The sequence below is a fragment of the Pseudomonas aestiva genome, assembly GCF_039908605.1.
GTDB classification, from domain to species: domain Bacteria; phylum Pseudomonadota; class Gammaproteobacteria; order Pseudomonadales; family Pseudomonadaceae; genus Chryseomonas; species Chryseomonas aestiva.
This window is the reverse complement of sequence record NZ_CP150916.1, coordinates 4,488,811-4,509,638: the sequence shown is the minus strand read 5'-3', so window position 1 is coordinate 4,509,638 and position 20,828 is coordinate 4,488,811. Positions and strand designations below refer to the sequence as shown.

Here is a 20,828-nt window from a genome sequence, read left to right as displayed (position 1 = left end):
TCCGAATGCTTTAGCAGATCCATCCAGCAGGCGGATGGGTCCGTCACGGCGCCTCCGGCAACCCGAGATAGCGCGGCAGCAGTACCCGAATGCGGGTGCCCTGGCCGGTCACGGGGTCGGTAGGACTATCGATCATTATCTGACCATAATGCTCTTCTACGATGGAATAGACCAGCGCCAAGCCAAGCCCTGTCCCCTTGCCCGGATCCTTGGTGGTGAAGAAGGGTTCGAACAGTCGACTGACGATGGCCTTGGGAATGCCGCTGCCTTCGTCTTCGACGCTCAGGGTCACGGTCTGGCCATGGGCCTCGCTGCGCACCCGGATCGGCGCGCCGGCCGGCGAGGCGTCGCGGGCGTTGGACAGCAGGTTGATCATCACCTGCACCAGGCGCTGGGGATCGCCCTGCACCAGGTGTTCCGGGTCGCAGAGATTGAAGAAGTCGACGTCCACGCTCTGCCGATTGAGCGAGAGCAGGGCGATGGCCTCCTGCGCCGCCTCGGCCACGCACACCGGTTCGTGGGCCTGCTGGCGGCCGCCGGCATGGGCGAAACTCATCAGCGACTGGACGATGCGGGTGATGCGGCGGGTCTGCTCGATGATCTGGCTGCTGATCTCGTCGATCTCTTCGTCCGCTTCGCGCTCCTCGCGCAGATTCTGCGCCAGGCAGGCGATGCCGGTGACCGGGTTGCCGATCTCGTGGGCGACGCCCGCGGCCAGCCGGCCGATGGAGGCCAGGCGCTCGGAGTGGATCAGGCGGTCTTCCAGCAGTTGCGTCTCGCTGATGTCTTCCACCACCAGCACGGTGCCATTGCTGCCCACCGCCAGGGGTTCGTCGATGGTCGCCTTGTGCAGGTTGAGCCAGCGCTGCTCGTGTTCCTGGGGCAGGCGCTGCTTGTAGAGGTGCTGCTGCGCCGGTTCGGCGAGAAAGCGCTCGAACAGGTCCTGCCAGGGATCGGGCAGGGCGCTCAGGCGCGAGCCCACCACCCGGGCGCCATCGATGCCAGTGAGTTCTTCCATGGCGCGGTTCCACATGAGGATCTCGCGGTCCCGGGCCAGGGAGCAGACGCCCATGGGCAACTCCTGCAGGGTCTGGCGGTGATAGCGGCGCAGGGCGTCCAGCTCGGCGGCAAGACCCGTCAGGCGCGACTGGTAGTCTTCCAGGCGATTCTCGATGAAGTGGATGTCTTCGGTGGCATAGGCCTCGCTTTCCGCCTTGAACGGCAGAAAGGTCTCGACGATGTCCTGGGCGACCCGCGGGCCCATCAGGCCCGAGAGGTTGGCCTCGATGCGATCGCGCAGCCGGCGCAGGGCATAGGGGCGGCGTTCGTCATAGGGCAGCAGCAGGTCGGCCAGGGCGCGCTCGACTTCCTTTTGCGCGGTCTTGGCGCCCAGCGGCTTGGCCAGCTGGGCCGCGAAGTCCTGGGGCGAGCTGGCCGCCAGTTCGCGGCGCTGCGGACGGCGGACGTTGTCCACCGCGCAGGCCTCGGCGGCGCTCTTCTCTTCTTCGCTGGCTTCGGTGAACAGCGAGACTAGGGCGAACACCAGCACGTTGACGGTCAGCGAGGCCACGGCGGCGAGGTGCCAGTTGCTGGCGCTGATGCGATAGCTGAAGACGCCGATGTGCAGCGGATTGATGTCAGCCACTAGCGGCATGAGCATGCTCAGGAACCACAGGCCCAGGCCGCACAGCAGGCCTGCGATGAAGCCCTTGCGATTGGCCGTCTGCCAGTAGAGCACCGACAGCGCGCCGGGCAGGAATTGCACGGTGGCGACAAAGGAGACGATGCCCAGGCTGGAGAGATCGCCATGGCCCTGCAGCAGGCGATAGAAGCCGTAGCTGCCGAGGATGATGGCGGCGATCAGCAGGCGCCGGGTCATGCGCAGCCAGCGATAGATGTTGCCGTCGGTGGGTGGCTGGTAGAGCGGCAGCACGATGTGGTTGAGCAGCATGCCCGACAGCGCCATGGTCACCACGATGATCAGGCCGCTGGCCGCCGACAGGCCGCCGACGAAGGCCACCAGCGCCAGCAGCGGATTGTCCAGCGCCAGGCCCACGCCCAGGGTGAAGTACTCCGGCGGCGTCGGCGAACCCAGCGCCAGGCCACCCCAGAGAATCGGCGGCACCGCCAGGCTGATCAGCAGCAGGAACAGCGGCAGGCCCCAGCTGGCGCTGACAAGCGCCTGGGGACTGAGATTCTCGGTAAAGGCCATGTGGTACATGTGCGGGGTGACGATGGCCGCGGCGAAGAACACCAGCAGCAGGATCCGCCAGGGGCCTTCCTGCAGCGGGGTGTGCAGGGTGGAGAGGGCGCTCTGGTTCTGCTGCAGCCAGGTCTCCAGGCCGTTGGGCCCGCCGAACACGGTATAGAGGGTGACGCCGCCGACGATGCCCAGGGCCAGCAGCTTGACCAGGGATTCGAAGGCGATGGCCACCACCAGGCCCTCGTGGCGCTCCTTGGAGTTGATCTGGCGCGCGCCGAAGAGCATGGCGAACAGCGTGATCAGCAGGCAGAAGCCCAGCGCCGGGGCGTCCTGGGCGCGGGCCTGCACCAGGATGCCGGTGCTGGTGGCCACCGCCTGGATCTGCAGCGCCAGCAGTGGCAGCACGGCGATCAGCATGCCCAGACTGGTCAGGGCGCCGGCCCAGGTACTGCGGAAACGGAAGGCAAAGAGATCGGCCAGGGATGCCAGCTGGTAGGCACGGGTCAGGCGCAGGATGGGGTAGAGCAATACCGGCGCCAGCAGAAAGGCGCCGCACAGCCCCAGGTAATAGGCCAGAAAGCCGTAGCCGTAGTCGTAGGCCAGGCCCACGGTGCCATAGAAGGCCCAGGCGCTGGCATAGACGCCCAGCGACAGGGTGTAGATCAGCGGATGGCGCACCAGCCGGCGCGGCACCCAGCCCTTCTCGGTCATCCAGGCGACGCCAAAGAAGATCAGCAGGTAACCGGCGCTGATCAGGACCAGTTGGGACAGACTAAAGCTCGTCGGCATCGCGCTGGCTCTGCAGGATGAAGGTCACCACGATGAGAATGAGCCACAGCAGGTAGGGCCGATACCAGGCGCCGCTGGGAGCGATCCACCAATCCATGATGGCGGGGGAGAACAGATAGATGCCTACCACGAGGAGCAGGACCAGCCGGTAGATGTACATGCGCGGTTCCCGAACGGCGATGGCGCCATGGTAAAGCAAAAGCGCTGTACCCCGGAGAGGGAGGCTTCTACCGTGAAGGCTTACTTGCCCGCTGGAGTTCGCCAATGACCAGACCCCGCCTCGCCGCCGTGCTGGAAACCGCGCTCTATGTCGCCGATCTGCCGAGGGCCCGGCGCTTCTATGACGAGGTGCTGGGCCTGGCGCCGCTGTTCGCCGACGACCGCCTGGCCGCCTATGCGCTGGGCGCCAGCGTCCTGTTGCTGTTCCAGCGGGGCACTACCGAGCAATCCGTCAGGTTGCCGGGCGGCTGCATCCCCCCTCACGGCGCCCAAGGCTGTCAGCACCTGGCCCTGGCGATCGCGGCGGATGAACTGGACGCCTGGGTCACGCACCTGGCAGCCGCCGAGGTCGCCATCGAGGAGCGTACCCAGTGGCCACAGGGCGCGATCAGCCTGTATTTCCGCGATCCGGACGGGCACCTGCTGGAACTGGTCACGCCCGGACTCTGGCCCAACTACTAGTCCGGCAGCTGGGCTTCGGCCAGGTGGGGCACCCGCGGGATCAGTGTGGCGTCCCAGTTGGCGACGCCCCAGGCCAGCACTCGGGTCGGGGGCTCCTCAGCCAGCGCCGGCTGGGTCGGCTGGCCCAGGGCGCGCAAGGCGCGTACCAGCAGGGCGCCGGCCTGTTCGGGTGGCAGCGGCGGCGAGCGGTAACTTTTGCCCAGCTTGTGGCCGTCGGGCTGGATCAGCAGCGGCACGTGCAGATAGCACGGCGCCGGATCGCCGAGCAATTCCTGCAGATAGAGCTGGCGCGGCGTGGAGTCCAGCAGGTCGGCGCCCCGCACCACGTCGGTGATGCCCTGCAGGGCATCGTCCATCACCACCGCCAGCTGGTAGGCGATCAGGCCGTCGCGACGCTGGATGACGAAGTCGCCCACCTCGCGTCCCAGGTGCTGGCGGAATTCGCCCTGCACCCGGTCGACGAAGCGGTAGTCCAGCTCAGGGGCGCGGATGCGGATGGCGGCGTCCGTCGCCGGCAGGCCGCGATTGCGGCAGTAGCCGGGGTATATCCCACCACTGCCTTCGAGCTGCTTGCGTGAGCAGTCGCAGGCATAGGCCAACCCGCTGGACAGCCACTGCGCGATGACTGCGCGATAGGCGTCCAGGCGTTCGCTCTGGCGCAGCACCGGGCCGTCCCATTCGAAGCCATAGGCCTCCAGGGTAGTGAGAATGGCCGCCTGGGCGCCCGGGACCTCACGTGGCGGATCCAGGTCTTCCATGCGCACCAGCCAGCGCCCGCCTGCGGCGCGGGCATCCAGGTAGGAGGCGAGGGCGGCAACCAGCGAGCCGAAGTGCAGATAGCCGCTGGGCGTGGGGGCGAAACGGCCGACATAGGGGCGCCTGGCCATAGCTCATCCTGTGAATGCCGGAAAAACCGAAATCTGAACAGAACAAAGGGCGCCGTAGCGCCCTCGTCGGTAAGGCAGCAGGACTCAGGTCCCGGTCTGCTTCTCGCGGATCTCGGCCAGGGTCTTGCAGTCGATGCACAGACTGGCGGTCGGACGGGCTTCCAGGCGGCGGATACCGATTTCCACGCCGCAGGAGTCGCACCAGCCGTATTCGTTGTCTTCGATCAGCTGCAGCGTCTCGTCGATCTTCTTGATCAGCTTGCGCTCGCGGTCGCGGGCACGCAGTTCCAGGCTGAATTCCTCTTCCTGGGTCGCGCGGTCGGCCGGGTCGGCGAAGTTGGCCGCTTCTTCCTTCATGTGGTGCACGGTGCGATCGACTTCTTCGCGCAGTTCCTGCTTCCACTTGTTCAGAATGCCGGTGAAGTGGGCGCGCATGCGCTCACTCATGTATTCCTCGCCCTTGGCAGGCTGGTAGGGTTCGTAGCCACGGGCCAGATGATTGTTCTGCTGATTTGCTTCGCTGGGCATGATTGACCCTCTCACTTTCGCTGATCCTGTCCACAGGCTGGATGCGTTTCCAGGCCTCTCCATGTTGGAACGCCCGGGGTCTGTGGCTGCCGATGACGTCCCGCGCAATGCCGACGCCAGGCTGAATATGTTCTCGACTGGCCAGTCGCCCTGCGGATGCAAGCCGGCGAACTTACCAGAAGCTTCCAGGGGGCGCTACTACTGGCCTCCCGCTCCGTGCCGACGCGGCGGGTGCCGGCCTGCGAAGCCTTGGTTAGAATCCCGCCTTCGCCACAAGTTCGGACCATGTCCATGTCCAATTCCTACAGCGCACGCAGCCAGGCCATCGAGCCCTTCCATGTGATGGCCCTGCTGGAGCGCGCCAACCAGCTCCAGGCCGCCGGGCACGACGTCATCCACCTGGAGATCGGCGAGCCCGATTTCACCACCGCCGCCCCGGTGATCGCCGCTGGCCAGGCCGCGCTGGCAGCCGGTCAGACCCGCTACACCGCGGCCCGCGGCCTGCCGGAATTGCGCCGCGCCATCGCCGCCTTCTATGGCGAGCGCTACGGCATCGACCTGGATCCGGAGCGGGTGCTGATCACCCCCGGCGGCTCGGGTGCCCTGCTGCTGGCCAGCGCCCTGCTGGTCGATCCCGGGCGGCACTGGCTGCTGGCCGATCCCGGCTATCCCTGCAACAGGCACTTTCTGCGCCTGGTGGAAGGCGCGGCCCAGCTGATCCCGGTCGGCGCCGACACCCGCTACCAGCTCACGGCCGAGCTGGTGGAGCGACACTGGCAAGTGGACAGCGTGGGCGCCCTGGTGGCCTCGCCGGCCAATCCGACCGGCACCCTGCTCAATCGCGATGAGCTCGCCGGGCTGTCGGCCGCCCTCAGGGCGCGGGGTGGTCACCTGGTGGTGGACGAGATCTACCACGGCCTGACCTACGGCCTGGACGCCACCAGCGTGCTGGAGGTGGACGATTCGGCCTTTGTGCTCAACAGCTTCTCCAAGTACTTCGGCATGACCGGTTGGCGCCTCGGCTGGCTGGTGGCGCCGCCCGCCGCCGTGCCGGAGCTGGAAAAACTGGCGCAGAATCTCTACATCAGTGCCTCCACCGTGGCCCAGCAGGCCGCCCTGGCCTGTTTCACCCCGGCGGCCATGGCCATCTTCGAAGAGCGGCGCACCGAATTCGCCCGCCGTCGCGACTATCTGCTGCCGGCGCTGCGTGGCCTGGGCTTCGAAATCGCCGTCGAGCCTCAGGGCGCCTTCTATCTCTATGCCGACATCTCCGCCTTTGGCGGCGACGCCTATGCCTTCTGCCAGTTCCTGCTGGAGACCGAACACGTGGCCATCACCCCCGGCCTGGACTTCGGTCGCCACCGTGCCGACACCCATGTGCGCTTCGCCTACACCCAGTCGCTGCCGCGCCTGGAAGAGGCCGTCGCCCGCATCGCCCAGGGCCTGCAGCGCTGGAGGGCCCGGTGAGATTCGATCCGCCCCTGGAGGAGGGTCGCCTGCTGCGCCGCTACAAGCGTTTTCTCGCCGACATCGAGATCGCCAGCGGTGAGGTGCTGACCCTGCACTGCCCCAATACCGGGTCCATGCTTCACTGTCAGCCGGCGGGCGCCCGGGTCTGGTTCAGTCGGGCCAGCGGTCCCAAGCGCAAGCTGCCCGGCACCTGGGAATTGGTCGAGACGGATCACGGGCGCCTGGCCTGCATCAATACCGCCCGCGCCAATCGCCTGGTGGAAGAGGCCCTGCTGGCGGGTGGCATTCCCGAGCTGGCCGGCTTCACTGCCCTGCGCCGGGAGGTGGCCTACGGCCTGGAGAACAGTCGCGCCGATTTCCGCCTGGAGTATCCCGTGGGGCCGCTGTATCTGGAGGTGAAGAGCGTCACCCTGGGTTTTGCCGACACCACGGTCGCCGCCTTTCCCGATGCCGTGACCACCCGCGGGACCCGCCATCTGCGCGAGCTGGCGGCCCTGGCCGCGGCCGGCGAGCGGGCGGTGCTGCTCTATTGCGTGCTGCTCGAAGGCATCGAGGCGGTGCGCCCGGCGGTGGAGATCGATGCCGCCTATGCCCTGGCCCTGGGCGAAGCCCGCCGGCAGGGCGTGCAGGTGCTGGCTTATGGGGCACGGCTCTCGCCTGCGGGTCTGCAGCTGGACCGACCGCTACGCCTCGCTGACTGAGCAGTCACAAAAAGCTGATCGCCCGGACAGGATCTGGCAGGCGCCTTGCTTACGGATATCGCCCATCGATCGCCGCTATCGGGCGATCCTGTCAGGAGTCTCTTGATGATCTCTGTGCTGGGCATGCTCTTGCTGGTGGCCATCGCCATCCTCTTTTCCCGCCAGCGGCGCGCCATTCGCGTGCGTACCGTGCTTGCGGCCTTTCTGTTGCAGGCGGGGCTCGGTCTGTTCGTCCTCTACATTCCCTGGGGCCAGCAGGTGCTCGGCAGCGTCTCCGGGGCCGTTTCCTCCCTGCAGCTCTATGCCGACAAGGGCATCGAATTCCTCTTCGGCGGCCTCGCCGGACCGAGGATGTTCGAGTACTTCGGTAACGGCGGCTTCGTCTTCGCCGTGCGGGTACTGCCCCTGATCGTGTTCTTCGGCAGCCTGATCGCGGTGCTCTACTACCTGGGCATCATGGGCTGGATCATCCGTGTGGTGGGCGGGGCCTTGCACGCCCTGCTCGGCACCAGTCGGGTGGAATCCACCACGGTCACCGCGACGCTGTTTCTCGGCCAGTCGGAAATGCCGCTGGTGGTGCGGCCCTTCATCGCCGATCTCACCCGCTCGGAGCTGTTCGCCATCATGGTCGGCGGGTTCGCCGCGGTGGCCGGTTCGGTGCTGCTGGGCTACGCCGGCATGGGCGTGGAACTCAAGTACCTGATCGCCGCCAGCTTCATGGCCGCCCCGGGCGGATTGCTGATGGCCAAGCTGATGGAGCCGGAGACCGAGCAGCCGCGCGACCAGGCCATGAAGACCCTGGGGGAGGGCGAGGAGCGTCCGGCCAACGTCATAGATGCGGCCGCCGAAGGCGCCCAGGTCGGCCTGCGCATCGCCCTGGCGGTCGGTGCCATGCTGCTGGCCTTCATCGCCCTGATCGCCCTGCTCAACGGCATCCTCGGCTGGTGCGGCGCCTGGTTCGGCGTGCCGCAGCTGAGCATGCAACTGGTGCTGGGCTATCTGCTGGCGCCGGTGGCCTTCCTCATCGGCGTGCCCTGGAACGAGGCGGTGCAGGCCGGTGGCTTCATCGGCCAGAAACTGGTGCTCAACGAATTCGTCGCCTATGCCGACCTCTCGACCTACCTCGACCCGGTCAAGTCGGCGGCGGCTGGCGTCCAGCCGCTCTCGGCGCACACCCAGGTCATCGTCACCTTCGCCCTCTGCGGCTTCGCCAATCTCTCCTCCATCGCCATCCAGCTCGGCGGCCTGGGCGGCATCGCCCCGCAGCGGCGTCACGAACTGGCTCAGCTGGGCCTGCGCGCCATGCTTGGCGGCACCCTGGCCAACCTGATGAGCGCGGCCCTGGCCGGCTTCTTCATCGGCCTCTAGGTCGATGTCGATTGGACCATCGGATCCACTTTATGGTGCACAGCTGGCCTGGGTGCGCCAAAACGTAACAGCGGATGACCGTGACGTGCTCCTGCTTCGCCGCCACGCATTGTCCGCGGCTTCTCAAGGCTTTCGCTCAGGAACCCTGCTCATGACGTTTTCCCGCCCCCGTCGCGTGCGCTTCGGCGCCTTATCGCTTCTGCTCTGCTGCAGCACTCAGCTGTTGGCCGCTCCCGCTGTCGCGACCGACAGCGCCCAGGGCGAGACCGCCAGTCCCGCCGCGCAACAGACGGAAAATCGCTCGCCCTATCTATCATCCTGGTACAACCAGGATCTGACCCTGATCGGCAGCAAGGACATCAGCTTCGGCCCGCAGCCCGTGGACGACGCCTATCTGGAGTACGAGTACTTTGGCCGCAAGGGGCCCTTCGAACTCTATGGCTACATCGACGTGCCCAAGGTGCTGGGCATCGGCAACAGCCACGACTCTGGCGTCTGGGACCGCGGTTCGCCCCTGTTCATGGAGCACGAACCGCGGATTTCCCTCGATCAGCTCACCGGCCGCTCGCTGGCCTTCGGGCCGTTCAAGGAGTGGTACCTGGCGTTCGACTGGATCTACGATCACGGCAGCAGCCAGGCCAGTCGGCAGAACACCCTCTACGCCGGCTTCGGCACCGACATCAAGACCCATACCCCAGTGCTGCTGTCCGCCAACCTCTACGGCCGCCGCCAGTGGGAAAACTATGGCGCCGCCAACGAAAATTCCTGGGACGGCTATCGGGCCCAGCTCAAGTACATCTGGCCGCTGGCCAAGTTCGACAACGGCGCCTCCCTGACCTATGTCGGCTTCACCAACTTCGATTTTGGCTCCAAGCTGGGCGACGAGCCAGGACGTACGGCCAATGCCACCGTATCCACCAACGTGCTGCTCTATGCCTTCACCCACCTGCGCTTCATGTTCGCGGCACGGCACTTCCACAATGGCGGCAACTGGCGCGACGGCACCGAGCTGAACTTTGGCGAGGGCGATTTCGAGGGTCGCTCCAACGGCTGGGGCTACTATGCGGGGGTGGGTTATCAATTCTGATCTGGAGACTGTCATGAGCACCAACATGCCTGCGCACCTCGCCGCACTGCTTCCGGAAGCGGTCGCTGCAGCCGAGCGCGCCTACTGTCCGCATTCGGAATTTCCCGTGGGCGCCGCGCTGCTGACCGCCGAGGGCGAGGTCATCCATGGCTGCAACGTGGAAAACATCTCCTACGGCCTGACCAACTGCGCCGAGCGCAGCGCCCTGTTCGCCGCCATCAGCCGGGGCCTGCCGCCGCGCAGCTTCACTGCCATGGCCATCCATGCGCCGGGCGTCCCCCTGATCAGTCCCTGCGGTGCCTGCCGGCAGGTGCTGCTGGAGCTGATGGCGCCCGATGCGACCATCGTCTGCAGCGGCAGCGAACCCGGCCGTACCCGCACCTGGACCCTGGCCGAGCTGCTGCCCGGCGCCTTTGACGACTTCTAAGGAGTCCGCCCATGTGGCTCGCCCAGGAAGTGATCCGCCAGAAGCGCGATGGCCTGGAGGTGTCCGCTGCGGACCTTCAGCGCCTGGTCAGCGGCATCGTCGATGACAGCCTCAGTGAAGGCCAGATCGCCGCCTTCGCCATGGCTACCCTGCTGCGCGGCATGACCGCTGCGGAGCGCACCGCCCTGACCCTGGCCATGCGCGACAGCGGCCAGGTGCTGCACTGGGACCTGCCGGGGCCGGTGGTGGACAAGCATTCCACCGGCGGCGTGGGCGATCTCACCAGCCTGGTGCTGGCGCCGCTGCTCGCCGCCTGTGGCTGCCATGTGCCGATGATCTCCGGGCGCGGCCTGGGCCATACCGGCGGCACCCTCGACAAGCTGGAGAGCATCCCCGGCTATCGTATCCGTCCTGGCCTCGCGTGCTTTCGCCAGGTGGTGGCCGAGGTGGGTTGCGCCATCGTCGGTCCGGACGCCGATCTGGCCCCGGCCGATCGCCGTCTCTATGCCATCCGCGACGTCACTGCCACGGTGGAATCGGTGGACCTGATCACCGCCTCCATCCTGGCCAAGAAGCTGGCCGCCGGCCTGGACGTGCTGGTCATGGACGTCAAGACCGGCGGCGGCGCCTTCATGGCTGAGCAGGAAGCCGCCCTGCGCCTGGCCGACAGCATCGTCGAGGTCGCCGAGGCGGCAGGTGTCCGTACCCGCGCCCTGGTCACCGACATGGGCCAGCCCCTGGCGCGCAGCGCCGGCAATGCCCTGGAAGTGGAGGAGGCGATCGCCCTGCTGGCCGGCGAGGTGCGCAGCGCGCGTCTCTGGCGGGTGATCCAGGCGCTGGCCGGGGAAGCGCTGCAACTGGCCGGACTGGCCGACGATGCCATCGTGGCCGAGCGCCTGGTGCTGGAGGCCTGGCAGAGCGGCGCCGCCCTGGCGCGTTTCGCGGCGATGAACCTGGCCCTGGGCGGCCCGTCCGACCTGACCGAGCGGCCCTGGCAGCATCTCCCTCGGGCTCCGGTCGTGCGCGCCGTCCATCCGGCCCGCCCGGGCTGGGTGCAGCAGGTCGATACCCGTGCCCTCGGTCTGCTGGTGGTCGAACTGGGTGGCGGTCGACAGCGCCCAGAAGATGAAGTGGATTCCGCCGTAGGCCTGGCTGATCTGGCATTGCCCGGCGAGTGGGTGGATCAGGATCGGCCGCTGGGCCTGGTCCATGCCCGCGATACCGCCAGCGCAGCGCGGGCTGTCGCGCAGTTGCAGGCGGCCTATGTCCTGGGTGAGGAGCGACGGACAGAGCATGCATTGCCCGTGCTGGACCGGCGCTAGCGCCGGATTTCAGGCAAAAAAAGACCCGGCAGAGCCGGGTCCAAAACCGTGATTAGCCTGATGAGGAGATAACCCGAAGACCACTGCTGGACCTCCAGTTATCGACCGATCTCGCGACCGGCTGACTTGAATAATAACAATTCTCATTCCATCGTCAAGCGTATTCGAGAATATTTCTTAATTACTGCCAGCGGGGCGCTCCGGGGCAGTGCGCAGGCGGGTGACTTCCTTATTCAGCGTGTCGATATGGCGCGCCATGTTCTCGATCAGGCTGTGGGCGATGCGCGGGGTGGTCTCCATCAGCGAGACGAACTGATCCTGGGGAATCACCAGCACGGTGCAGACGGTCTTGGCGATGACGCTGGCGGTACGCGGCGTATGGGTGAAGACCGCCAGGGCGCCGACGATCTCGTCCTGGCAGACCTCGCCGACCTTGCAGCCATCCACCCAGGCCTCGGCATGGCCTTCGGTGATGACGAAGACGTGCTCGGCGGAGTCGCCCTGGCGGATGATGACCTCGCCGGCGGCATAGCGACGGAAGCCGGTCGCCGGCTGGGTGACTGGCGGCTTGAGCCGGATCAGCGCCTGGGCCAGCAGCGACTGCTGGCCCAGCATGTACCTCAGCAGGGCATCGCGCTGGACCGGCGTGGCGGTGGCCGCCGCGAGAAAGGTCTCGCGGTCGTAGGGCAGCACCCGCACGTCGGCCTCGCTTTCGTAGTTGAGGATCGGCAGGTCCAGGGTGCGCCCCAGGCCGATCAGATCGCCCTCGCCGAGCTGGAACAGCGCCCGCTGATCCAGCACCACCCGCAGCGGGCCGCGCTGGATCAGATAGACCTCGTCATTGCGCATCCAGTCCTGCAGTAGGGCGGCGGGACTCAGCTGCAGCGGCTGCCGACTCGGCGCCACACCACTGACCAGCCGCGCCGGAATGGCCTGCAGCGCCTGACGCAGCTGATCGACATAGGGAGGCTGATCGCCGATGAGGTACATGGTGCCAATTCCTTCTTGTTACGCAGAGGCTGTGACGTGGGTCGCACGATAAGCCGCTCGTCGGCGACCGTAAATCCACAACTCCACGAGCTGTGACGGAACGCTTGTTCTGCCTCCCAGGAGGTCGCGGTCAGACCGGCGCGCGACCCAGGCGGCGCAGCAGTCGAGCCGGCAGGGCCTCCAGCTGTCCCGCGCGCTCCAGCTCCACCACCAGCGCCCGATCCTGCTCGGCGGGTTCGAGCGGATCCTGCGCCTGGCGCTGGGCTGCCACCACCGCGAGGGTGGCTTCGGAAGGATCGGTCCCCTCGGCCTGGCGCTCCTGCAGCCAGCGGGCGATGAGTTCGTCGTCCGCCTGGCAGTCGATGATCAGCAGGGGGGCGGCCTGGGCTTCGGCCAGGGCCTGGGCCGCGGCGCGCTGGGCCTGCTTGAGATAGGTGGCGTCGAGCACCAGCGGATAGCCGGCCGCCAGCACCTGGGCGCCGATCTCGTGCAGTCGCGCATAGGTGGCTTCGCCGGCTGCGGCGCTGTAACGGGTGGCTTCGTCGCTGTCGACATAGAGGCGCTGGCGCTCGACATCGGATCTCAGGCGAATGGCGCCGAGCGCCTCGACCAGGGCCAGGGCCACGGTGCTCTTGCCGATGCCCGAGACGCCATGCATCACCGCCGCGAAGGGCTGGGGCACCTGGGTGTAGCCCTCGGCCAGGGCCGTGTAGCTGCGATAGCTGGCGAGGATCTCGGCCCGCAGCGCCGGCTCCTCGGCCTGACCCAGGCGGAACAGGGCGATCTTGGCGCGCACCATGGCGCGATAGGCCTTGTAGAAGTCGAGCAGGGCAAGACCGGCATAGTCGCCGGTCGCCTCGAAGTAGGCGTTGACGAATCTGTTGCTCAGCGCCTTGAGACCCCGGTCTTCCAGGTCCATGGCCAGGAAGCCGGCATCGCCCATGGTGTCGGTCAGGCGGAAGGGCTCGTTGAACTCGATGCAGTCGAACAGCACCACCTCGCCGTCGAGCAGGGTGGCGTTGGCCAGGTGGATGTCGCCGTGGCATTCGCGGATGAAGCCGTCTCGGCAGCGGGTCTCGAACAGCGGCAGCAGGCGGGCGTAGCTGGCTTCGGCCCAGGCTTCCAGCTGATCGAGCTGCTTGAGGTCGGCCGCCTCGCCGAGCATGGCGCGGATCTGCTCGAAATTCTGCCGCACCGGCGCCATGGCGGCGTCCGGGGTGCACAGCGGATGCTCGGTCGCCACCTGGGGCGCTGCCAGGTGGAAGCGGGCGATCTGGGCGGCCAGGGCATCGATGTGCGCCTCGGTCAGTTCGCCGCGTTGCTGCACTTCGCTGAGCAGCTGGCTCTGGGGGAATTCGCGCATGCGCAGGGCGTATTCGATCACCGGACCGCTGCCATCCAGCTCGGGAGCGCCTTCGCTGCCGGTGATGGCCACCACGTCCCGGTAGAGATCGCGGGTCAGGCGCTGATTGAGGCGCAGCTCCTCACGGCAGAAGTGACCGCGGGCCTCCAGGTCGGTGAAGTCGAGGAAACCGAAGTTCACCGGCTTCTTGATCTTGTAGGCGACCTCGCCGGTCAGCACGACCCAGGAAATATGGGTTTCGATCACCCGGAACGCCGAGGTGGGATGGGGATAGAGCGCCGGGTTCTGCAGGGCGGAAATCAGGAGCTGGCTCACGGGCGGTCCTTGTAGGAAATGGATGGCGGCATTATCGCTGCCAGGGCGGTCCACGCAAGCCAAGACACCGGGAAGGGGCATCCTTGAACCCCAGCTGACGAAGCGCTTGTGGGCCGCTGTCGGCCAACGGGCAAGTGCGTATAATGCGCCGCCATGAAGCGACCCCGATCCTCTCGTTCCCGCAAGCGCAAGACCTTTGACTGGCGCCGTCTGTCCGGCTGGGCAGTCAAGCTTGGTCTGGTCGCGCTGGTAGCCCTGGCTGGCGTATGCATCTATCTGGATGCCGTGGTCCAGGAAAAATTCTCCGGCAAGCGCTGGACCATCCCGGCCAAGGTCTATGCCCGGCCGCTGGAATTGTTCAATGGCGTCAAGCTCAGCCGTGACGACTTCCTCACCGAACTCGATGCCCTCGGCTATCGCCGCGAGAAGACCGTGGACGGCCCCGGCAGCGTCTCCGTGGGTGCCTCCACGGTCGAGCTGAACACCCGCGGCTTCCAGTTCTACGAAGGCGTCGAACCGGCCCGGGCGATCCGCGTGCGCTTCGCCGGCGGCACCGTCTCCGGCGTCAGCGCCCTGGATGGCAGCAACCTGGCCGTGGCCCGCCTGGAACCGCTGATGATCGGCGGCATCTATCCGGCGCATAACGAGGATCGCATCCTCATCAAGCTCGACCAGGCGCCACCGCACCTGGTCGATGGCCTGGTGGCCGTCGAGGACCGCGAGTTCTGGCATCACCACGGCGTCTCGCCCAAGTCCATCGCGCGCGCCGTCTGGGTCAACGCCACCAGCGGCCAGGTGCGCCAGGGTGGCAGTACCCTGACCCAGCAGCTGGTCAAGAACTTCTATCTCACCAACGAGCGCAGCATCACCCGCAAGGGCACCGAAGCCCTGATGGCGCTGCTGCTGGAGCTGCACTACAGCAAGCAGGAAATCCTCGAGGCCTATCTCAACGAGGTATTCCTCGGTCAGGATGGCTCGCGCGCCATCCACGGCTTCGGTCTGGCCGCCCAGTACTTCTTCGGCCAGCCCTTCAGCGAACTGAAACTGCATCAGGTCGCCCTGCTGGTCGGTCTGGTGAAGGGCCCGTCCTACTACAACCCGCGTCGCTATCCCGAGCGCGCCATGGCCCGCCGCAATCTGGTACTCGACCTCATGGCCGAGCAGGGCGTGGTCAGCGCCACCGAGGCCGAGGCCGCCAAAGCCCGCCCGCTGGGCATCACCAAGGCCGGCAGCCTGACCAACAGTTCCTTCCCGGCCTTCGTCGACCTGGTCAAGCGTCAGCTCAAGCAGGACTACCGCGACGAAGACCTCACCGAGGAAGGGCTGCGCATCTTCACCAGCTTCGACCCCATCCTGCAGACCAAGGCCGAAGCGGCCATGGCCGAGGCTTTGAAGCGCATCGATGGTCGCAAGGGCGCGGAAAACGTCGAGTCGGCCATGGTGGTGACCAATCCGGAAACCGGTGAGGTCCAGGCGCTGCTGGGTGGCCGCGATCCGCGCTTCGCCGGCTACAACCGCGCCCTCGATGCGGTGCGCCAGGTCGGTTCGCTGATCAAGCCGGCGGTCTATCTCACCGCCCTGGAACGCCCCAGCAAGTACACCCTGACCACCCTGATCCAGGACGAGCCCTTCTCGGTGAAAGGCGCCGACGGCCAGGTCTGGCGGCCGCAGAACTACGAGCACAAGGCGCACGGCACCATCTTCCTCTATCAGGGGCTGGCGCATTCCTACAACCTCTCCACGGCGCGCCTGGGCCTGGACCTGGGGCTGCCCGAGGTGCTCAAGACCGTCGAGCGCCTGGGCGTGAGTCGCGCCCTGCCGCCTTACCCGGCGACCCTGCTCGGTGCCGGCGCCCTGACGCCCATGGAAGTGGCGACCATGTACCAGACGCTGGCCAACGGCGGCTTCAATACCCCGCTGCGCAGCATCCGCAGCGTGCTCGACGCCAATGGCGAGCCGCTCAAGCGCTATCCGTTCCAGATCGAGCAGCGCTTCGATACCGGCGCCATCTACCTGGTGCAGTACGCCATGCAGCGTGTCATGCGCGAGGGCACCGGCCGCTCGGTCTACAACCAGATCCCCACCAGCGTGAACCTGGCGGGCAAGACCGGTACCACCAACGATTCCCGCGACAGCTGGTTCTCCGGCTTCAGCCAGGATCTGCTGGCGGTGGTCTGGCTGGGTCGCGACGACAACGGCAAGACACCACTGACCGGTGCCACCGGCGCCCTGCAGGTCTGGAGCAACTTCATGCGCCGCGCCGATCCGGTCTCCCTGGATATGCCGGTGCCGGACAACATCACCCAGGCCTGGGTCGATGCCACCACCGGCCGCGGCACGGACCCCTCGTGTCCCAATGCCGTGCAGATGCCTTATATTCGCGGCAGTGAACCGCCAGCGGGCGCCTCCTGTGGCGCGCCGGCCGCACCTGCCACCGGTGGTAACGGCAACAGCGGCAGTCCGGTCATGGATTGGGTCAAGGGTTGGTTGAATTGAGAGGTCCCAAGGTGACGAAAGCAGTCTGGCCGGTGATGATCGCCGGTGTTCTCCTCGCCGGTTGCGCCGCGCCGCAGCGTGGCGCCATCCCCGTGGTCGATTCCGGCGGTCCGGTGTCCAACGGCGAACTCTATCGCCAGGGCAACAACCGGCCCCTGCCGGCGCAGCGCCAGGCTCCGGTGGCCGCAGCGCCCAGTGCGCCGGCCGATGCCGGGGTGACCGTCATGGTGCCGGGCGGCAGTTCCGCGCCCCTGGAGACCTATGCCGCGCCGGCGGCCTCGGCGCCGCTGATCACCTCGTCCAGCCCCAGCGCGCCGCCCGCCCAGGCGCCGGTGCAGCCCAGCTATTCGCAGCCGGTCTATCCGCCCGCCACTCAGGGCGCCGCCGCTGCCAGCAGCGCGCCGACTGGCATCCCCTCCGCCAGCACTTCCACGGGCGGCGGCCTGGCTGCCGACGAGCAGCTCGACGGTCCGGTGCTGGCCCTGCTGACCACCGCCCAGCAACAGCAGGGTGGTGGCGATCTCAACGGCGCCTCCTCGAGCCTGGAGCGTGCCCAGCGCATCGCGCCGCGCGAGCCCCAGGTGCTCTATCGCCTGGCCCAGGTGCGCCTGGCGCAGAACGATCCGGCCCAGGGCGAGCAACTGGCCCGTCGCGCCCTGACCTACGCCAATGGGCGTCCGGCCCTGCAGGCCAGTCTCTGGCAGCTGATCGCCCAGGCCCGCGAAGCCCAGGGCGATGCCTCCGGGGCCGCCCTGGCCCGGCAGAAGGCGCAGGTGGGTACCTGATGGACGAGCGCCTGCCCGCCCTGGCCGATCAGCTGCTGCAGATCGAGCGTGAATTGCGCCTGCTCGGCTGGTGGTCGGCGCAGGCGCCCAGCGCCGAGGCCCTGGCCAGCCAGGAGCCCTTCTGCGTCGATACCCTGAGCTTTGCCCAGTGGCTGCAGTGGATCTTCGTGCCACGGATGAAGCTGATCATCGAAAGCGATGCGGTGCTGCCGGCGCGCTCGGGCATCCGGCCGATGGCCGAGATGGTCTACCAGGGCAATCTCGATCCGGTCCTGCCCCTGCTCGCGTCCCTGGCCGAATTCGACCGCATCATCGAAGGCCCCTGAGCTACTTGCCGCAGTTCTGCTCGATGGACAGCTGGGTCTCGGCCAGCCGCTGCTGACGCTCCTCTTCGCTCAGCCGCCGCGTTTCGCCACGACCGGACTGCACCAGGATGCGTGGATTGTTGCGCAGCTGCGCCAGATTCTGGCGCGCCTGGTCGCACTGCTCCTTGAGCTTGTTCTGCTCCTCGCGCACCTGCGCCTTCACCTGGCGATCCAGCTCCTGCTGCTGGGCATCGTTGGACACCGACGGCTGCTGGGCGCCGTTGGGCATCTTGTAGGTGGGCGCAGTGCCACCGCCATTGATCTGCGGCGCCGTCTTCACGTCCACCTCGTTGGCCTTCTGGCCCTCGGGCGGCTGGGCACTGAAATGGGTGACACCCTTGTCGTCGGTCCACTTGTAGACCTGCGCGGCCTGGGCGGACAGGCTGCAGGCGAAAGCCAGGGCGGAAAGCCAGAAGATCGAGCGCATGGGAATCCTGGAAGGGGAGAGGACAGGACTTCACTATAAGAGGAGACGTCGACCTTTTCATCACGGCTGATCGCCGACGACCGATTGCGCCCGGTTGCACCTTTCGGCTTGACTTGCACCGGTCGAATGCGAACAATCCAAAGTTCGCTGTAGCGAGTCGGCCCAAAGCTGACTGCTCGGCAGACCATGAGGTGCCTACCCGCGCCGCCACAGTCAAATACCCTGCACCGCGTTACCTCGCGTCGGGTGGAAGCTCCAGCATTCATCGGAATCTTCCAACAAGGCTTTCTAGGCAGCTGAATCGTCGGTGACCACCGTCGCCCATGCTCTGCCTTGCAGTCAACCGAACCTTGAGCGTCCACCAATGGGCGCTCGCCATGCGTGGAATGAGGTGATACGTGGAGCTATTAACTGGCGCTGAGATGGTCGTCCGCTTCTTGCGCGACGAGGGCGTGAAACACATCTACGGGTACCCGGGCGGTGCCCTGCTGCACATCTACGACGCCCTGTTCAAGGAACCGGCGCTCAACCACATCCTGGTTCGTCACGAGCAGGCCGCCACCCACATGGCCGACGGCTATGCCCGCGCCACCGGCAAGGCCGGCGTGGTCCTGGTGACCTCCGGCCCCGGTGCGACCAATGCCATCACCGGCATCGCCACCGCCTACATGGACTCCATCCCCATGGTGGTCCTGTCCGGGCAGGTGCCGAGCAACATGGTGGGCACCGACGCCTTCCAGGAAACCGACATGGTCGGCATCTCCCGGCCGATCGTGAAGCACAGCTTCATCATCAAGCATCCCTCCGAGATCCCCGAAGTCCTCAAGAAGGCCTTCTACCTCGCCGAGTCCGGCCGTCCCGGTCCGGTGGTGGTCGACATCCCCAAGGACATGGGCGATCCGACCAAGAAATTCGAATACGTCTATCCGAAGAAGATCAAGCTGCGCTCCTACAATCCGGCGCAACGCGGTCATTCCGGGCAGATCCGCAAGGCCATCGAGATGCTGGTGGCGGCCAAGCGCCCGGTTCTCTACGCCGGTGGCGGTGTCATCCTCGGCGGCGCCTCCGCGGCCCTCACCGAGCTGGCGCGCCTGCTCAACCTGCCGGTCACCAATACCCTGATGGGGCTCGGTGGCTATCCGGGCAGCGATCGCCAGTTCCTCGGCATGCTCGGCATGCACGGCAGCTACCCGGCCAACCTGGCCATGCACCACAGCGACGTCATCCTCGCCGTGGGCGCACGCTTCGATGACCGCGTCATCAACGGCGCCACGCGCTTCTGCCCGAACGCCAAGATCATCCACGTCGACATCGACCCGGCGTCGATCTCCAAGACCATCAAGGCCGACGTGCCCATCGTCGGTCCGGTCGACAGCGTCCTCACCGAGATGGTCGCCGTGGTCCGCGAACTGAGCGAGAAGCCCCACGCCGAAAGCCAGGCCGCTTGGTGGAAGCAGATCGAGGAATGGCGTGGCGGTCGCGAGATGTTCCCCTACGACAAGGGCGACGGCAGCATCATCAAGCCGCAGACGGTCATCGAGACCCTGTACGACGTCACCGCGGGCGATGCCTACATCACCTCGGACGTGGGCCAGCACCAGATGTTCGCCGCCCAGTACTACCGCTACGACAAGCCCAATCGCTGGATCAACTCCGGCGGCCTCGGCACCATGGGCTTCGGCTTCCCGGCGGCAATGGGCGTCAAGCTCAACTTCCCGGACGCCGACGTCGCCTGCGTCACCGGTGAAGGCAGCGTGCAGATGAACATCCAGGAACTCTCCACCTGCATGCAGTACGACCTGCCGGTGAAGATCGTCTGCCTTAACAACGGTGCCCTGGGCATGGTCCGCCAGTGGCAGGATATGCAGTACAGCAGCCGCTACTCCCACTCCTACATGGAATCCCTGCCGGACTTCGTCAAGCTGGCCGAGGCCTATGGCCACGTCGGCATGCGCATCGAACGTCTGGAAGACCTCAAGCCGATGATGGCCGAGGCCTTCGCCATGAAGAATCGCCTGGTCTTCCTCGACATCGCCGTGGACAACACCGAACACGTCTATCCGATGCAGATCAAGGATGGCGCGATGCGCGACATGTGGCTGAGCAAGACGGAGCGGACCTGAACATGAGACACATCATCTCCCTGCTGCTGGAAAACGAGCCCGGCGCCCTGTCCCGCGTGGTCGGCCTGTTTTCCCAGCGCAACTACAACATCGAAAGCCTCACGGTCGCCGCGACCGAAGATCCGACCCTGTCGCGCCTGACCCTGACCACCATCGGCCAGGAAGAGACGGTCGAGCAGATCACCAAGAACCTCAACAAGCTCATCGAGGTGGTGAAACTGGTCAACCTGTCCGAGAGCGCCCACATCGAGCGCGAACTCCTGCTGATCAAGGTCAAGGCCACTGGCGCCCAGCGCGCCGAGGTCAAGCGCACCACCGATATCTTTCGCGGCCAGATCGTCGATGTCGGCAGCAGCGTGTATACCATTCAGCTGGCGGGCACCAGCGAGAAGATCGACAGCTTCATCCAGGCGATCGGCGCCGCGTCCATCCTCGAGGTGGTGCGTAGCGGCGTGACCGGAATTTCCCGTGGCGACAAAGCCCTGAGCATCTGATACCCCC

Annotated in this window: 19 protein-coding genes; 12 read left to right on the top strand and 7 right to left on the bottom strand. The window is 66.6% G+C overall.

Annotation, left to right across the window (positions count from 1 at the left end; all coding sequences use genetic code 11):
• Positions 1 to 43 precede the first annotated feature (43 nt).
• On the bottom strand, positions 44 to 2,992 hold the full coding sequence (locus tag AABM56_RS20905; protein ID WP_133861921.1) for a sensor histidine kinase: 2,949 nt from the start codon (positions 2,990 to 2,992) through the stop codon (positions 44 to 46).
• Positions 2,976 to 3,152, bottom strand: coding sequence for a hypothetical protein (locus AABM56_RS20900; RefSeq protein WP_007159707.1), 177 nt, complete (start codon positions 3,150 to 3,152; stop codon positions 2,976 to 2,978). Before AABM56_RS20900 ends, AABM56_RS20905 begins: the two co-directional genes overlap by 17 nt.
• A gap of 104 nt (positions 3,153 to 3,256) precedes the next feature.
• Between AABM56_RS20900 and AABM56_RS20895 the strand changes: the two genes are divergently transcribed.
• Positions 3,257 to 3,673: a VOC family protein gene (locus tag AABM56_RS20895; protein ID WP_133861920.1), complete on the top strand. Its 417-nt coding sequence runs from the start codon at positions 3,257 to 3,259 to the stop codon at positions 3,671 to 3,673.
• On the opposite strand, the gene gluQRS is transcribed toward AABM56_RS20895, so the two are convergent.
• Entirely contained in the window at positions 3,670 to 4,560 is an 891-nt protein-coding gene (gene gluQRS, locus AABM56_RS20890) for a tRNA glutamyl-Q(34) synthetase GluQRS (RefSeq protein ID WP_347883675.1), read from the bottom strand. The two genes, AABM56_RS20895 and gluQRS, sit on opposite strands and share 4 nt — an antisense overlap.
• An 84-nt stretch (positions 4,561 to 4,644) precedes the next feature.
• The gene (gene dksA, locus AABM56_RS20885) at positions 4,645 to 5,088 is read right to left on the bottom strand and encodes an RNA polymerase-binding protein DksA (RefSeq protein ID WP_007159704.1); all 444 of its coding nucleotides are present in this window, start codon (positions 5,086 to 5,088) and stop codon (positions 4,645 to 4,647) included.
• Positions 5,089 to 5,379: 291 nt separating this feature from the next.
• Here dksA and AABM56_RS20880 point away from each other — a divergent pair, with 291 nt between their 5' ends.
• From AABM56_RS20880 to deoA, 6 genes are all read left to right on the top strand, one after another.
• A complete protein-coding gene (locus AABM56_RS20880) occupies positions 5,380 to 6,555 on the top strand; it encodes a pyridoxal phosphate-dependent aminotransferase (RefSeq protein ID WP_347883674.1) in 1,176 nt (391 codons plus the stop codon).
• Positions 6,552 to 7,259 (top strand): DNA/RNA nuclease SfsA, encoded by a 708-nt coding sequence (gene sfsA, locus AABM56_RS20875; RefSeq protein WP_347883673.1) that lies wholly within the window; start codon positions 6,552 to 6,554, stop codon positions 7,257 to 7,259. The genes AABM56_RS20880 and sfsA overlap by 4 nt, the downstream gene beginning before the upstream one ends.
• Before the next feature lie 105 nt (positions 7,260 to 7,364).
• On the top strand, positions 7,365 to 8,627 hold the full coding sequence (locus AABM56_RS20870) for a NupC/NupG family nucleoside CNT transporter (RefSeq protein WP_133861916.1): 1,263 nt from the start codon (positions 7,365 to 7,367) through the stop codon (positions 8,625 to 8,627).
• Positions 8,628 to 8,778: 151 nt separating this feature from the next.
• On the top strand, positions 8,779 to 9,714 hold the full coding sequence (locus AABM56_RS20865; protein WP_347883672.1) for a nucleoside-specific channel-forming protein Tsx: 936 nt from the start codon (positions 8,779 to 8,781) through the stop codon (positions 9,712 to 9,714).
• Positions 9,715 to 9,727: 13 nt separating this feature from the next.
• On the top strand, positions 9,728 to 10,141 hold the full coding sequence (locus AABM56_RS20860; RefSeq protein WP_133861915.1) for a cytidine deaminase: 414 nt from the start codon (positions 9,728 to 9,730) through the stop codon (positions 10,139 to 10,141).
• An 11-nt stretch (positions 10,142 to 10,152) separates the two neighbouring features.
• The gene (gene deoA, locus AABM56_RS20855) at positions 10,153 to 11,463 is read left to right on the top strand and encodes a thymidine phosphorylase (RefSeq protein ID WP_133861914.1); all 1,311 of its coding nucleotides are present in this window, start codon (positions 10,153 to 10,155) and stop codon (positions 11,461 to 11,463) included.
• Between the two features lie 177 nt (positions 11,464 to 11,640).
• On the opposite strand, the gene AABM56_RS20850 is transcribed toward deoA, so the two are convergent.
• Complete coding sequence (locus AABM56_RS20850; protein WP_133861913.1) at positions 11,641 to 12,453, bottom strand: cyclic nucleotide-binding domain-containing protein; 813 nt, start codon at positions 12,451 to 12,453, stop codon at positions 11,641 to 11,643.
• A 130-nt stretch (positions 12,454 to 12,583) separates the two neighbouring features.
• Positions 12,584 to 14,131, bottom strand: coding sequence for a bifunctional aminoglycoside phosphotransferase/ATP-binding protein (locus AABM56_RS20845; protein WP_133861912.1), 1,548 nt, complete (start codon positions 14,129 to 14,131; stop codon positions 12,584 to 12,586).
• Positions 14,132 to 14,284: 153 nt separating this feature from the next.
• Here AABM56_RS20845 and mrcB point away from each other — a divergent pair, with 153 nt between their 5' ends.
• Genes mrcB through AABM56_RS20830 form a run of 3 tightly spaced genes read left to right on the top strand, consistent with a single transcriptional unit; the run spans position 14,285 to position 17,738 of the window.
• Positions 14,285 to 16,627, top strand: coding sequence for a penicillin-binding protein 1B (mrcB, locus tag AABM56_RS20840; protein WP_263259366.1), 2,343 nt, complete (start codon positions 14,285 to 14,287; stop codon positions 16,625 to 16,627).
• 35 nt (positions 16,628 to 16,662) lie between these two features.
• Positions 16,663 to 17,412 carry a M48 family metallopeptidase gene (locus AABM56_RS20835; protein ID WP_133862055.1) on the top strand — a complete coding sequence of 250 codons (750 nt, stop codon included), beginning with the start codon at positions 16,663 to 16,665 and terminating at the stop codon, positions 17,410 to 17,412.
• A complete protein-coding gene (locus tag AABM56_RS20830; RefSeq protein WP_133861910.1) occupies positions 17,412 to 17,738 on the top strand; it encodes a YqcC family protein in 327 nt (108 codons plus the stop codon). Before AABM56_RS20835 ends, AABM56_RS20830 begins: the two co-directional genes overlap by 1 nt.
• Position 17,739: 1 nt before the next feature.
• Here AABM56_RS20830 and AABM56_RS20825 read toward each other — a convergent pair whose 3' ends face one another.
• Complete coding sequence (locus AABM56_RS20825; protein ID WP_133861909.1) at positions 17,740 to 18,204, bottom strand: DUF4124 domain-containing protein; 465 nt, start codon at positions 18,202 to 18,204, stop codon at positions 17,740 to 17,742.
• A 398-nt stretch (positions 18,205 to 18,602) separates the two neighbouring features.
• Here AABM56_RS20825 and AABM56_RS20820 point away from each other — a divergent pair, with 398 nt between their 5' ends.
• Together AABM56_RS20820 and ilvN are read left to right on the top strand one after the other, a co-directional pair.
• A complete protein-coding gene (locus AABM56_RS20820) occupies positions 18,603 to 20,327 on the top strand; it encodes an acetolactate synthase 3 large subunit (RefSeq protein WP_133861908.1) in 1,725 nt (574 codons plus the stop codon).
• 2 nt (positions 20,328 to 20,329) lie between these two features.
• Entirely contained in the window at positions 20,330 to 20,821 is a 492-nt protein-coding gene (gene ilvN / locus AABM56_RS20815; RefSeq protein WP_007159690.1) for an acetolactate synthase small subunit, read from the top strand.
• Positions 20,822 to 20,828 lie beyond the last annotated feature (7 nt).